The sequence below is a fragment of the Paraburkholderia sp. Cy-641 genome, assembly GCF_011752945.1.
Classification (GTDB): Bacteria; Pseudomonadota; Gammaproteobacteria; order Burkholderiales; family Burkholderiaceae; genus Paraburkholderia.
Map to the genome: position 1 here is coordinate 101,026 of NZ_VWWM01000010.1, position 13,187 is coordinate 114,212.

13 protein-coding genes and 1 tRNA gene are annotated in these 13,187 nt (G+C 59.8%); 5 read left to right on the forward strand and 9 right to left on the reverse strand.

The window, feature by feature from the left end; genetic code table 11:
- Window positions 1-10 precede the first annotated feature (10 nt).
- Window positions 11-1,327 carry an MFS transporter gene (locus F3J20_RS08120; RefSeq protein WP_167283003.1) on the forward strand — a complete coding sequence of 439 codons (1,317 nt, stop codon included), beginning with the start codon at window positions 11-13 and terminating at the stop codon, window positions 1,325-1,327.
- A gap of 203 nt (window positions 1,328-1,530) precedes the next feature.
- Window positions 1,531-2,916, forward strand: a complete 1,386-nt coding sequence (locus F3J20_RS08125) for a carbohydrate porin (RefSeq protein ID WP_167283005.1) — start codon at window positions 1,531-1,533, stop codon at window positions 2,914-2,916.
- 190 nt (window positions 2,917-3,106) lie between these two features.
- On the opposite strand, the gene F3J20_RS08130 is transcribed toward F3J20_RS08125, so the two are convergent.
- Entirely contained in the window at window positions 3,107-4,348 is a 1,242-nt protein-coding gene (locus F3J20_RS08130) for an epoxide hydrolase (protein WP_167283007.1), read from the reverse strand.
- A gap of 150 nt (window positions 4,349-4,498) precedes the next feature.
- Here F3J20_RS08130 and F3J20_RS08135 point away from each other — a divergent pair, with 150 nt between their 5' ends.
- Together F3J20_RS08135 and F3J20_RS08140 are read left to right on the forward strand one after the other, a co-directional pair.
- On the forward strand, window positions 4,499-5,101 hold the full coding sequence (locus F3J20_RS08135; RefSeq protein ID WP_167283009.1) for a TetR/AcrR family transcriptional regulator: 603 nt from the start codon (window positions 4,499-4,501) through the stop codon (window positions 5,099-5,101).
- A 128-nt stretch (window positions 5,102-5,229) separates the two neighbouring features.
- Window positions 5,230-6,057 (forward strand): alpha/beta hydrolase, encoded by an 828-nt coding sequence (locus F3J20_RS08140; protein WP_167283011.1) that lies wholly within the window; start codon window positions 5,230-5,232, stop codon window positions 6,055-6,057.
- A gap of 8 nt (window positions 6,058-6,065) precedes the next feature.
- Here F3J20_RS08140 and F3J20_RS08145 read toward each other — a convergent pair whose 3' ends face one another.
- The 6 genes from F3J20_RS08145 to F3J20_RS08170 form a co-directional block, all read right to left on the reverse strand.
- Entirely contained in the window at window positions 6,066-6,512 is a 447-nt protein-coding gene (locus F3J20_RS08145) for a RidA family protein (protein ID WP_167047072.1), read from the reverse strand.
- Window positions 6,513-6,543: 31 nt separating this feature from the next.
- Window positions 6,544-8,004 (reverse strand): 2-hydroxymuconic semialdehyde dehydrogenase, encoded by a 1,461-nt coding sequence (locus F3J20_RS08150; RefSeq protein WP_167283013.1) that lies wholly within the window; start codon window positions 8,002-8,004, stop codon window positions 6,544-6,546.
- Between the two features lie 90 nt (window positions 8,005-8,094).
- Entirely contained in the window at window positions 8,095-8,820 is a 726-nt protein-coding gene (locus tag F3J20_RS08155) for a tRNA U-34 5-methylaminomethyl-2-thiouridine biosynthesis protein (protein ID WP_240159201.1), read from the reverse strand.
- Window positions 8,772-8,856, reverse strand: a tRNA-Ala gene (locus tag F3J20_RS08160). The genes F3J20_RS08155 and F3J20_RS08160 overlap by 49 nt, the downstream gene beginning before the upstream one ends.
- A gap of 122 nt (window positions 8,857-8,978) precedes the next feature.
- Window positions 8,979-9,872 carry a 2-aminophenol 1,6-dioxygenase subunit beta gene (gene cnbCb, locus F3J20_RS08165; RefSeq protein WP_205299253.1) on the reverse strand — a complete coding sequence of 298 codons (894 nt, stop codon included), beginning with the start codon at window positions 9,870-9,872 and terminating at the stop codon, window positions 8,979-8,981.
- Between the two features lie 39 nt (window positions 9,873-9,911).
- A complete protein-coding gene (locus F3J20_RS08170; protein ID WP_167283017.1) occupies window positions 9,912-10,280 on the reverse strand; it encodes a RidA family protein in 369 nt (122 codons plus the stop codon).
- A 356-nt stretch (window positions 10,281-10,636) separates the two neighbouring features.
- Between F3J20_RS08170 and F3J20_RS08175 the strand changes: the two genes are divergently transcribed.
- Window positions 10,637-11,116: a MarR family winged helix-turn-helix transcriptional regulator gene (locus F3J20_RS08175; protein ID WP_167047087.1), complete on the forward strand. Its 480-nt coding sequence runs from the start codon at window positions 10,637-10,639 to the stop codon at window positions 11,114-11,116.
- 30 nt (window positions 11,117-11,146) lie between these two features.
- Here F3J20_RS08175 and dmpG read toward each other — a convergent pair whose 3' ends face one another.
- Window positions 11,147-12,226, reverse strand: coding sequence for a 4-hydroxy-2-oxovalerate aldolase (gene dmpG / locus F3J20_RS08180; protein WP_167047089.1), 1,080 nt, complete (start codon window positions 12,224-12,226; stop codon window positions 11,147-11,149).
- Window positions 12,227-13,186: an acetaldehyde dehydrogenase (acetylating) gene (locus F3J20_RS08185; protein WP_167283019.1), complete on the reverse strand. Its 960-nt coding sequence runs from the start codon at window positions 13,184-13,186 to the stop codon at window positions 12,227-12,229.
- Between the last annotated feature and the right edge of the window lies 1 nt (window position 13,187).

Sequence of the window (13,187 nt, forward strand, 5' to 3'; positions counted from 1 at the left end):
GGACTTCGCCATGGAAACCACCACGCCGATCGCACCGCCGCGCGCGGGCGTCTCACCCGCGCACGCCCGCCACCACGCCGCACCGCCGCGGCGCGCCACTGCGCTTTACATTCTCGTGTTGCTCGCACTGGTTTCACTGCTCGGCTATTACGATCGCTTCCTGATCGCAATCGTCACGCAGGCCATCAAGTCGGACATGCACGTGAGCGACGCCCGCATCAGCCTGCTTTCGGGACTCGGCTTCGCCGCCGTGTACTCGCTGCTCGCGGTGCCGATCGCGCGCCTGTCGGACGGCGGCCGGCGCGTGCGCGTGCTGAGCCTTTCGCTGACCGTCTGGTCGGCGATGACCGCGCTGTGCGGCGTCGCGCCCAGCTTTGGCGTGCTGCTGTTGGCGCGGCTCGGTGTAGGCGTCGGCGAGGCCGGCGGCAATCCGACGATTCATGCGCTCGTCTCGGACACGTTCGAGCGGCGCTGGCGCGGCACGGCGCTATCGGTCGTGGTGGTGGTGGGCGGTTGCGGCTATATGGCGGCAAGCTTCATCGGCGGCTGGATCGTCGATCACTGGGGCTGGCGCATGGCCTTCATTGCCGGCGCGGCGCCCGGTCCGCTGCTCGCGCTGCTGCTCTGGCTCACCGTCAAGGAGCCGCACGCCGCCGCACAGCGCGTGCAGGAAAGCCTCTGGCGCGCAACCCGCGTGCTGCTCGCGCGCCGTGCGTTCCTGCTCCTTTGCCTGGGCGTAGCGGTGTGCTCGGTGGGCTCATTCGCAGTACTGAGCTGGGTGCCGGCGTTTCTCATGCGCCACTACCATCTCACGGCCGCGCGCGTGGGCGCCACCTACGGGCTGACGATGGGCCTTGCGACTATCGCCGCGCTGCTGTTCGGCGGCGTGCTCGTCGACCTGCTCGCACGCCGCGACATGCGCTGGAGCCTGCGCCTGCCCGCGCTGTCGTTCGCGCTCGCCTCGCCGCTCACGCTCGCGTTCCTGTACACCGATAGCCTGGACATCGCGCTCGCCATCTCGCTGCCCATGACGTTCTTCGCCGGTCTCTCGACGAGCCCTTCCTACGCGCTGATCCAGTCCCTCGCGGGCAGCCGCTATCGGGCAACGGCCTCGGCGTTGTTCCTGCTCTTCACTTACCTGATCGGCATGGGCGTCGGTCCCTCGCTTGCGGGCGTGCTCAGCGACTTCTTTGCCGCGAGTGCCGGCCCCGATGCCTTGCGTCACGCACTTGCCGTCGTTTCGCTCACCTATATTGCCGGCGCACTGCTGATCGCGAGCGGATCGCGCACGCTGCTGCGCGAACTCGCGATGGCGGAGCACGACTGATCCGCGCCCGCCGCGCGATTGCCGCGCCCTTGCCCACATCACGACAACAGAACCCCAGCACGACAGCTAACCGCTTCGCACGCCCCCTTCCACTACGCTATTTCGCCGCTCCGACCATGAACGCTCACTGCCGCTCCTTACGACAGACTCGCCAGAGCCTGCCCGCGCGTCGAAGACGCCGCTTTCTCCCGCACCGTCCCGCCATGAGCGCGATGCTGCTCTCGGGCGCCTTCACGTTGCTGTGCAACGCCGAAAGCGCCTGGTCCGACACGCTCAATTCTGCGCAGGCCGACCCGGCCGTCGACGCCGCGCGCGCCGCCGCGCTCACGACGCCGCCCGCCTCCGCTCTGGCGCCCGGTAGCGAATTCGCGTCGTTGCAGCCGAAAGGCTTCAACCTCGCGCTGCCCGGCCCCGCCGACACGGTCGACCCCGAGGCTTTCGGCATGCGCCGCGCGCTGGCCGACGCCGGTATCGGCTTTATCGGCATGAATCTGTTCAACATGGCGTACAACACGCTGCAAGGCTCGGCGCGCAGCAATAACGGCACGCAGCAGTACAACGGCCAAACCTTTTCGTACACCAACAGTTTTATCGCCGGCGTGACGTATGATCTCTCGCGCTTCGGCATTCCGGACGGCCAGTTCTACGTCGCGGGTATCAACACGACGGTTTCCTGGGCGCCGCTCGGCCCCAACAAGACCAGTCTCTCGCAGATGACCTACTACCAGACGCTATTCAGCAAGCGCCTGGAACTCAAGCTCGGCTATACGACGAACACGTGGCAATTCGCCAATATCTACGTGGGCGGCAGCCTGGCCTCGAGCGTGTTCGGCCCTTCGGGCAGCATTCCGATTCAGGGCGGCATGTCGAGCAATAGCACGCCCACTCCGGGGATCAACCTCAAGTATTGGGTGACCGACAAGTGGTACCTGCAGGGCGCGGTACAGCGCTCCGTCAATCCCGACGGCCTGCAGGCCGAGACCCAATACAATCCCACGGGCTTCGACTGGTCCACGCCGAACGCGGGCGCCCTCTATCTCGGCGAAGCGGGCTATCAGCGCGCGCCGGCGGCAGACCGGCCGATGACGTGGATGCGCGTCGGCGGCGCGTACAACACGAGCAACTTCAAGAGCTACGAGCATCCCGGCACGCGCGTCGACCATAACGGCTATCTCTACTTCGTCGGCGATCGTCAGCTGTGGCAGACGCATCCTTCGGGCGCACCGGGGCGCGGCCTCTATGCGGGAGCCTCGGTCATGTATGCGCCTCCTTACGCGAATGCCGTTTCGCAGTACTATGAATTACGGCTGTACGCCAAAGGGATATTCGAGAGCCGGCCTTACGATCTGATCTCGCTTGTTGCGACCGATAGCGTGTGGGGCAGCGACGCGATCCGCGTTTCGCAGGCGGCCGGCAATCTCGTGCATCGCGACAGCAAGGCGATTACGCTTTCCTGGAGCGCGCGGCTCGTGCGCGGCGTTTACGGCAGTCTCGGCGTCGGATACGTCAATCATCCGACCAGCATTGCCTATAAGCCGGAAACGGGCTCGGCACTCAATCTGCTCGGCAATCTGAATATTTTCTTCTAAGGAATCGAGAGGGCAGCGACTCTCGTTGTTAGTCGATCTTGAGTCGCTGCAATTTCCGCCGTCACGCCGCCGCAACAGTCGTCATGCCGCAGAGCGGCGATCGGACAGCGAACCGCTCCAGGCAATCGAAGTTTTTCCGCCCAACCCGGCCTCTGTCGGCTAGCGCATTTTCGGTAACGCTCTGCTTTTCCTACTGTCCCTTCACCGAGGCCCGGAACGGCTGAAAAGCCCTCCACATTTCCTTCGAAAAAATTTCTGGTTCCTCGAACGCCGCGAAGTGGCCACCGGCGTCTACCCGGTTCCAGTAAAAAATTTCACTCCAGGATTGTTCCGCCCACGCCCGAGGTGGATTGAAAGTCTCGGAAGGAAACAAGCTGGCGCCCATGGGGATTTCGATTTTTCCGCCGCCGGACCGGCTCGGCGAGAAGAACTCGTGGCTGCGAATGGTTTCTCCAACGCCTTCCCAATACAACCGCGATGCAGATGTTCCTGTACCGGTGTACCAATAGAGCGAAATGTCATCCAGCATTTGATCGCGAGTCAAAGCGTCCTCGGGTTTTCCGAAGTTGTCCGTCCAATCCCAGAACTTCTCATAGATCCACATGGCAAGTGCCAGCGGCGAATCATTGAGTGCGTAGCCAATGGTTTGCGGGCGAGTGTTCATCTGATCGGCGTAACCCGTGCCTCTGGTGACAAAGTATTCGATGCCGGCCAGTGCTTTCATCTCTTCCTTCGTTGGATTCGACGGGAGTTCTGCGGGAACGACCATGGGAAGATTCACATGGGCTGCGAGAAGGCCTTGAGGCCTCTGGCTGGCAAGCGCCGTCGTGATGGCGGAGCCCCAATCCCCACCTTGGGCCACCCAGCCTCGGTAGCCCAGACGCTCTGTCATCAGTACAGCCCAGGCACGCGCTATACGGCTCGGGTTCCAACCCAGATCACGAGGTATGTCCGAAAGACCATAACCGGGAATGGCCGGGACAACGACGTGAAAAGCATCTTCCTCCCTCCCCCCGAACCGGGTCGGATCGGTCAGGCGCTCGATGACATCGAGAAATTCCGCTACGGACCCCGGCCAGCCATGCGTCATGATGATAGGTAAGGCGTTCTCATGCGCCGATCGCGCGTGAATGAAGTAGATGCCAACCCCATCGATCCGGGTGCGGAATTGCGGAAAACTATTCAGGCGCGCCTCAAATCGGTGCCAGTCATAACTTTGCTTCCAATACGCGATCAAGTCCTGGGCCGCGGCTAAAGGCACGCCCTGAGACCAGTCGGCTACCAACTCGCGGTCCGGCCAGCGAATCAGGTCGAGGCGGTTTTTTAGATCGTCAATCGCCGCCTGAGGCACATCGAGTTCGAACGGGGTAACGCGCTCGGTCGCCGGCGGCAATACGAGTGTTTGCGCAGGCACGGGCATCGAAGAGTTCATAGGGGTTCCTGGTGGGCGCTGCCCGCGCTCGATACAGCTCGACGGCGAAGTTAGGCGGCACTATATTGTAACGATCGCTACAATATAGTGCGCTAAATTCGTGCCGTCAACGAAATTGTAGCGGCCGTTACAATTAAGGAAAATCGGACTATGGCTCGGAAAATTGCATTCGACTACGAAGAGGCCCTTGACGCCGCGCTCGCACTATTCTGGCAACGCGGCTATGCCCAGACCGGATTGCGTGACTTACTGAAGGTCATGCGCATTGGAGAAGGGTCTTTCTACAATAGCCACAAAAGCAAGAAGCAGTTGTACTTTGCTTGCATTGAACGCTACGAAAAGCAGATCGTTGCCAGGCGCATGGAAGCTCTCGCGAACGCGCCGACAGCGCTCGAAGGAATCCAGGCATTTTTTGCAGTAGTCCTTGACTGTCTGGACGATTCCGCAACCCCATCGAAGTTGTGCATGCTGGCCGCCATGGAAGCTCCAGAGGTATTGAACGATCCCGACTTGCGCAAGCGCGCGGAGCGGAGCCTCACGGAACTGCAATCGGCAGTGGCTACCCGGTTGCGCGAAGACAAGGAAAAGGGGCTATTGCAGCCGTCGCTGGCCCCCATGATGGTCGCCTCCATCATCGTCACCTTCCTGCAAGGTCTCTGGCGCGTGGCGATGGTTTCTTACGATCGCGCAAACATCGAGCAACAACTCGACGTGCTTCTCCATGGTATTGGCGTAAGTAATCAGATCTGCTGATCGTATTCCACGCCGAAGCCTTCCGGTCGGATAGTGCACGTGAGTCTCGCGCCTCGCTCTGCCAAAGAATTGGGAACGGGGCGGACGCGATAGAATCGTGCGACCTGTCACGTTAGCCCGGGGACACGATGGAACACCGCAAGCCCTTGCCTTCTCCCCCAATGGCCGTCCTGGCCACCGGGGTCCGTTCGCTGCTCGTGGCCACGCTCGCGGCAGCTTCCCTGCTATGCGCCCGCACGGCGTCTGCCGCCGAATTGATCCAGATCCCGAGCCGGCCGGACGTCACGCAAGGCATCTGGCTCGATGCGCCATCGAGCACCCCGCCCTGGATCGTGATCCTGTTCGCCGGCGACAACGGCAACGTCGGGCTGGCCAGTAGCGGCCCGATGCGAATGGCGGGCAATTTCGTCCTCCGGACTGCCTCGTACTGGACCGGCCTCGGCGACGCCGCAGTGATCTTCGACACGCCTTCGGATCATCCGGATGGCATGGACGACCCCTTCCGCCTGAGCGACCCGGCCCGCCAGGACGTCGCAGCCGCGATCTCGGTACTGCGGCAGCGCTACCCGCAAGCGAAGATCGCACTGGTCGGCACGAGCCGCGGCACGATTACGGTCGGCAATCTGCTCAAGCGCAGCCCTGATATCGCCGACGCGTTCGTCCTCACCTCGCCCGTCACGGTGGCAAGAGGTTCGCAAGCCGGGCTATCGGAGCTGGCGTGGCCGGAAAATCATGCGCGCGTGCTGGTCGTCTCCAATGAAAACGACGGCTGCATGGTTTCCCCATTCGGCAATGCACGGAGTCTCGCGTCCGGCAATGGCTTCGCCTTCATCGCCGTCTCCAGTTCGGCGGGAGGCGGCAGCAAGCGAGCCGAATGCGGCGCCCACGCGCCTCACGGCTTTCTTGGGATCGAGCAGCAAGTTCTGGACGACATCAGCGGCTGGCTGCAGCACTGATCGTTCGATCACTCCGAACCCGTGAGCGGCCGATAAGCGACCGCCTTGATCTCGACTCTCAGATGCGGGTGCGGCAACTGGTGGACCGCAACCGTCGTGCGGGCAGGCCCGGAAAAGTCGAAGTACTCCGCGTAGACCTCGTTGTAGCCCTTGAAGTCCCCCATATCGACCAGATAAGTGCAGACTTCGACCACGTCCTCAAGGCCCGCCTTTTCGCTCTCGAGAATTGACCGGATGTTCTCGATAACCGCCCGCGTTTGCTCGCGAATGTCCATTGTGAGAACGCCTGGCTCGTCCGAACTCGCGCCCGCAACACTGTTGTCGGCCCGGCGCGAACTCGTGCCGGAGACGAATAGAAAATCACCCGCGCGTTTGATATGCGGATACTTCCCTCTGGGAGTCGCACGCCCCGGCACAACGGTTGCCGTCGTTGCCTGGTTCCGGAAGTCCTTCACTTGCTCACCTCCTGTTGAAGGAACATGGCACTCACTGCTCTACGCTTACACATACGTTGGTCAGCTCCGAATAGAAATTGAGTGAATGCAAACCGCCCTCGCGCCCGACGCCGGAAAGGCCGTTTCCACCAAATGGCGAGCGCAAGTCTCTCAGGAACCAGGTATTGACCCACGCGGTCCCGACATTCATCGACTCCGCCACGCGATGAGCGCGATGTACATTGGAAGTCCAGATCGTGGCCGCAAGACCGTATTCGGTGTCGTTAGCACGATCGACCACCTCCGTCTCGCTGTCGAAGGGAGAGATATGGCAGATGGGGCCAAAAATCTCCTCCTTGATGCACCGGGCACTGTCTTGCAGTCCTGAGATAAGCGTGGGTTGTACCCAGAAACCCGCATCGAGTTCGCCACCCAATTGGGGAATGCTGCCGCCGGCATGGAAAATCGCCCCCTCTTCGCGAGCGAGCTGGTAGTACGACAGCACCTTGTCGCGATGGGCCGCAGAGATGAGCGGACCCAGCGTCGTCGAAGAATCCGTCGATGTTCCGAGCTTGAGAGCCGAGACGCGCTCAACCATGGTTGCGACGAATCGTTCGTAGATTGGTCGCTCGACAAAGATGCGTTCCGAGCACAGACATACCTGGCCGCTGTTCAAAAAGATGGCACGCATCATGCCCTCGACGGTCTTATCGAAATCGCAGTCGGCGAATACGATAGCCGCGTTTTTTCCTCCAAGCTCGAACGAGACGGGCTTCACATGCTTCGCCGCTGCATGCATGATTGCGGTTCCCGTCGCGGACTCGCCGGTAAATGTAATGGCGTTGATCTTCGGGTGCGTGGTAATGAATTCGCCCGCCGATCCCGGTCCCTTTCCATGCACGAGATTGAATACGCCGGACGGCAAGCCCACCTTATGCATCACCTCGGCCAGCAACGTGGCTGTGCCCGGTGTTTCTTCAGAGGGTTTCGCAACCACGGCATTTCCGCATGCAAGAGCCGGAGCCACTTTCCAGGTCAACAGAAGCAACGGTAAATTCCATGGCGAAATGACTCCCACGACCCCGAGTGGCTTGCGCACGGTGTAGTTCAACGCATGATTGCGGTCCGATAATTCGGTTCTATACGACTCGAGCGGAGCCGTCTTCAGAATGTCGGCAAACATCCTGAAATTCGCCGCGCCTCTGGGAATATCCACATTTGAAGCAAGAGACACCGGCTTGCCGGTATCACTCATTTCGGCTTCGAGAAAGTCGTCGAAGCGGCGTTCGATCTCGTCAGCAATCCCGTACAGCATGGCCGCGCGCGTCGCAACCTTCAGCCTGCCCCATCCTCCCCGCACCGCACGATGTCCCGCGTCGACCGCGAAATCCACGAGTTCCCGGTCAGCTTCATGTACCTCGCCAATGATCCTTCCGTTAGCCGGATTGTGATTCGGGAAACGGCTGTTGCTTTCGATAAACTCCCCGTTTACAAAATTTCTGAAATGCTTCACAGCTTCTCCTCGAAACGATCACCGTGTTGAGCCGATGGCAATACGATCAGTATGACCAGGTAAAGATGCCGCCGATGTGGTATCTCAAGGTCAGATCACGAATTCCACGATGGTACCGCCGCTGCCATACAGCGGCGAATACTCATGAATCCTGGCGCTGGAAAACCGCCCATCTAGCGCCCCCAGGATCCAGAAGAAGTGCTTGAATCCCATGTCGACCCGGGCCTCCGACGCATACTGGGGAATGGCCGAGCGAAGCTCGTCAACGGCTCCGGCCTCGATCAACTGCAAAATGCGACGGTTCCACCGATCATCGCCTTCTGAAATGATGTGATCGGCACTCGGATCAATCGGCTCGCGAAACATCGAATACGACAGTCCACCGATCCCCACGACGGCGACTTTCTTGCCAGCCGCATCTGCCGCGCGGGATGCAATCCGTCCGAGTGCCTCCGTTTGCCGCGGGCTGTGGTACAGGTTGTTGGCAGCAATGACAACCGGCAGATCCGGTGTCCCGAACCCCATCAGGGTTGCGGCGGTAATGGTGCCGGTATCGATCGGAAAACCGTCGTAATCGACGCCTTTTGCATGAACACCGCCTTGCCTGCAACCCTGGACACACGCTTCAGCAAGTTCCACGTCACTCGATATGTCGAACGGTAGATCACCGAACTCATGCCAGTTTTCGTCTACGTGCAGCCCCGTGCTTTTGGCCCGGTTGATCCACAACTGGTCAAGCACGGCCATCCATTGGGTCGAATAGACAAGGACAACGTCGGGTTTTGAACCCGCCAGGACCTGACCCGCTTCACGCATTGCCGATGCGAGCCGCCGCCACGGCGGTACGTCGCCGCGCAGCTGAGGAAGCGGGCTTCCCGGTACGAGAAATGCCGATACGATGGTCACGGAATACTCCAGCTCATGTTCGTAGCAAAAGCGCACGACATACCGCCGTACACAGTCATGAATGCTGCTCAGGCGTGGAGCGCCGGTTCGAGCGCCGCCAGGCCGGCTTCTTCAAGATTCCACTCCATCACGGCGTTTCCCGTTCCAATGACGGTTCCATATCCATAGAACTTCCCCGCCAGTTCGGGATACCCCATGGCTGAGTGCATCCACGTAAACGCGCCTGACTTGACCTCTGCAAATGCCTCGTCGATGAATTGCGGCAAGAGTGAGAATGTTTCCCGCATCTTGCCCTTGCGCATCAGATCGATCAGACGCATGTCCCATTTATAACTGTCGTAGCGCTCGGGATGCTCCTTGGACATGTCTTCAGGGAGTGCGGGTTCTTCGTGAAAATGTCTGTGCGACAGCGTGTTGCTCGCAAGCAGCACAGCGCGGCGACCGCTCTTTCTGATAGCTTCGCGCGTGGCCTTCCCCAGAATGTCCATCTCCCCCAATCCCTCGCCGGTATTGAGGTAGTACGGACTGTTATTGGCCGAAATACCGACGACGGGGATATCCCATTGTGGCCGCACCATATGCAACGTCACGATCGTGCCGTAGTCGACTCGAAACGCAGGATTGCGCATCATTTTGGTCACGAGGCCGAGGGCTCGGCCTTCTTCGCAGCAGGCCTCCGCCAATTCCACATCGACTTTGAGCGAAAAGTCGTACCGGAAAATATTTGAAAAGATCGGATCGACCGATCTGCCAGAGAGCTCGGGAACACCAAGAAAATGATGTCCGACCTGCGTAATCCAATGCGGCGAATGCACGAGCAGGACGTCGGGTTTCAGACGCTCGATACTTTCTCGAGCATGATCGTACGCCCAGCGCAATACTTCCCACCCTCCCTCGGAACGCGGCTCATTCTGTGCCGGATTTTCTCCATAGACGAGATGCGGCGGATGCGGTGCCAACATGCCAGAAAGAATTCGACCTCCGCTCACGATTGCCTCCTTTCAAACAACTAGCTGGAATTCAATTTCGACTGCCGCCCCAAGCGGCAGTCCCGCTACGACGACAAAGCTTCTTGCTGGCGGCGGCTCATTCCTGAAGAACTCGTCCCATGCATCATTCACGGCTGCGGCACTCTCGTGGCCGGCGCAGTATACCCGCGCGAACACGAGGGTTCTAAGTGACCACTTCTCCGCCTCGCAAAGTGCGAGCAAGTTGTGCAACACCTGCCGGGTCTCCTCCGCCGCACCACCCGTTGCCAATTCGCCCGTCATCCGGTCGAGTCCAATCAGTCCGGACACGAACACTAGAGAACCTACCCGGACAACCGGTGTATAGCGAAACCTCGGAGCCGGCAATGCCGAAGGTCTCATAAGTCGACGCACCTCGTTCCTCCATCCGCTGCCGGATATTCCGGCATGAACACATTCAAATAGTACGTACACGTCATTTATAAGCAAGTCAATTCGCTCTATGGCAATTCAAAGTCTAAGTAGCACAACTTGCACTGTCAAACTAAAAATAGCCAAAATTATTGGGATTAACCCGAATTCACTCCGAGATCATGCCTGGTTAAGACTGGTCAAGCCAACACCTTGATAGTCTGCCGGTATCAATCGCATTGTCTCTATACGTATAATATGTCGGCAACCGACTGTAGCCATCTGCCCGTTATGCGCCTTCACGGACACCGGCGAGCGACCTGTTATTCGACTCTGGAACCCACGATATGCATAAAAAAAAGAACTACCCTGAATTGTCCCCAGTCACCACGAAGATTCTGGACGCTTTCCGGCTGGATCAAGTGACGTCGCATCTCTTGCGTCGTGCTCACTTCAAAGCGGAAGAGTTGTTTGCCTCGGAATTCCACGATGAATCGGTCACGCCGCGACAGAAAGCTGCCCTGATCGCCCTCTATCAACATCCCGGAATGAGTCAAAACCTGCTCGCGGAACAGCTTTTTATGGACCGCAATACCGTCGCCGAGATGGTAAAGCGGCTGTGCGCCAACCGTCTTATCGAACGAACCCCGGCCGCAACCGATGCCCGGGCGTATGAATTATTTCTCGCCCCTGCCGGCGCGGCGCTGCTTGATCGAATGATGACGCGTGACTCAAGCGTCGAAAAGAAACTTCTCGAACGCCTGCCGCAGGAATACCGCCCGCTGTTCCTGAAATGTCTGCGCCTGATCGTGCAGGAAAGCGATTGACTTCGTCGAACGAGCGTCACCCATACCGATTCATTCAGTCAGGGTTGCGGATCGCCGATGGCTGCTGGCGTCGGTTGCCAGTACGCCGCCCGAGGCAAGCGAAACCAGGTCCAACGCGACATCGACGATCATGTCCTCCTGACCGCCCACCATCTTCCGACGCCCCAGTTCCACAAGGATATCGACCGTTTTCAACCCGTACTTTCTCGCCGCAAGTTCTGCATGCCTGAGAAAACTCGAGTAGACGCCCGCATAACCGAGTGCCAACGTTTCACGATCGACCCTGACGGGCCGGTCCTGAAGTGGACGCACGAGGTCATCGGCGGCGTCCATCAGGCGGTATAAATCGCAGCCATGACGCCATCCCTGCCGCTCCGCGGCGGCAACGAACACTTCAAGCGGCGCATTACCCGCGCCTGCCCCCATTCCAGCCAGGCTTGCATCGATACGGTCACAGCCTTCTTCGAGTGCCACGAGCGAATTGGCAACCCCGAGACCCAGGTTGTGATGAGCATGCATGCCGGTCAACGTCTGCGGCTTCAGTACGTCCTTGAATGCCCGGAATCGCTCCCTGACATCGTTCATTCCGAGCGCCCCGCCCGAATCGACGACATAGACACAGGTTGCACCGTAGCGCTCCATCAGCCGGGCCTGCTCCGCGAGCCTGGCGGGCGTCGTCATATGGCTCATCATCAGAAAGCCGACGGCGTCCATTCCAAGCTTGCTTGCGAACTCCAGATGCTGTCGCGATACGTCGGCCTCGGTGCAATGCGTCGCCACACGGACAATTCTCGCACCGGCATCATAAGCATTCCGCAAGTCATGAATCGTGCCGATTCCCGGAATGAGCAAGGTCGCAATTTTCGCGTGCGTGACGCTCGCCGCGGCAGCTTCGATCCATGCGACGTCCGAATGCAAGCCGAAGCCATAGTTAAAGCTCGATCCTTCAATGCCGTCGCCGTGAGCGACTTCTATGCTATCGACACCGGCCGCGTCGAGAGCGGACGCGATCAATCTTACGTTTTCGATACTATATTGATGCCGAATCGCGTGACTACCGTCACGCAAAGTGACATCGGAAACGTAGATTTTGCGGTTCATGCTGTTCACTTACGCAACCTCCTTCCGACCACGCGCCACACCGGCCGCCATTCGCCGGCGAGCCATCGTTTCCCCACAAGCCAGTGCCGCCGATGTCATGATGTCCAGATTGCCGGCGTAGGCAGGCAGATAGTGGCCGGCGCCTTCGACTTCGAGAAAGACCGAGGTTTTCAAGCCGTGTCTTGTACCCACGCCCGGCACATTCAATGGCTTGTCCCGTTCGATCATGTCGAACTGCACCTTCTGCTTCAGACGATAACCCGGGACGTACGCTTGCACGGCGGCGACCATGCGCTCGATGCCTGCATCGACAGCGCGCGTGTCGACAGCGTCCGACAGAACGAACACGGTATCGCGCATGGCAAGCGGCGGCTCGGCCGGGTTCAGGATGATGATGGCCTTGCCTCGCGTTGCACCCCCGATCTGTTCAATAGCGGCTCGCGTCGTTTCGGTGAATTCATCGATGTTGGCGCGCGTGCCCGGGCCTGCCGACCTGCTACTGATCGACGCGACGATTTCGGCATAGTGCACCTTGGCGACTTGAGACACCGCGGCGACGATCGGGATCGTGGCCTGCCCTCCACACGTGACCATGTTCACGTTGGAGGCGTTTTCCGACTCCAGGTTGATCGCCGGAATCACGTACGGCCCAATAGCGGCCGGTGTGAGGTCAATGACCTGAATGCCGTGTGCCTGCAGGATCTCGTTGTGACGCGCATGTGCATCCGCCGATGTGGCGTCGAACACGATGTCGATCTCCCCAAACATCCCCAGCTCGAGCAAGCCTTCAATGCCTTTCGCGGTCGTCATCACGCCCATGCGCGCGGCACGGGCCAGGCCGTCCGATGCGGAATCGACGCCGACCATGGCGCCCATTTCCAGGTGCCGGCCATTACGCAGGATCTTGATCATCAGGTCGGTGCCGATATTCCCGGATCCGATGATTGCCACCTTTAGCTTGTCCGTCATG

Coding starts and splice junctions, on each gene's coding strand:
- F3J20_RS08120 (WP_167283003.1), top strand. CDS start 11: ATGGAAACCACCACGCCGATCGCACCGCCGCGCGCGGGCGTCTCACCC.
- F3J20_RS08125 (WP_167283005.1), top strand. CDS start 1,531: ATGAGCGCGATGCTGCTCTCGGGCGCCTTCACGTTGCTGTGCAACGCC.
- F3J20_RS08130 (WP_167283007.1), bottom strand. CDS start 4,348: ATGAACTCTTCGATGCCCGTGCCTGCGCAAACACTCGTATTGCCGCCG.
- F3J20_RS08135 (WP_167283009.1), top strand. CDS start 4,499: ATGGCTCGGAAAATTGCATTCGACTACGAAGAGGCCCTTGACGCCGCG.
- F3J20_RS08140 (WP_167283011.1), top strand. CDS start 5,230: ATGGAACACCGCAAGCCCTTGCCTTCTCCCCCAATGGCCGTCCTGGCC.
- F3J20_RS08155 (WP_240159201.1), bottom strand. CDS start 8,820: ATGCGTGAAGCGGGTCAGGTCCTGGCGGGTTCAAAACCCGACGTTGTC.
- cnbCb (WP_205299253.1), bottom strand. CDS start 9,872: ATGTTGGCACCGCATCCGCCGCATCTCGTCTATGGAGAAAATCCGGCA.
- F3J20_RS08170 (WP_167283017.1), bottom strand. CDS start 10,280: ATGAGACCTTCGGCATTGCCGGCTCCGAGGTTTCGCTATACACCGGTT.
- F3J20_RS08175 (WP_167047087.1), top strand. CDS start 10,637: ATGCATAAAAAAAAGAACTACCCTGAATTGTCCCCAGTCACCACGAAG.
- F3J20_RS08185 (WP_167283019.1), bottom strand. CDS start 13,186: ATGACGGACAAGCTAAAGGTGGCAATCATCGGATCCGGGAATATCGGC.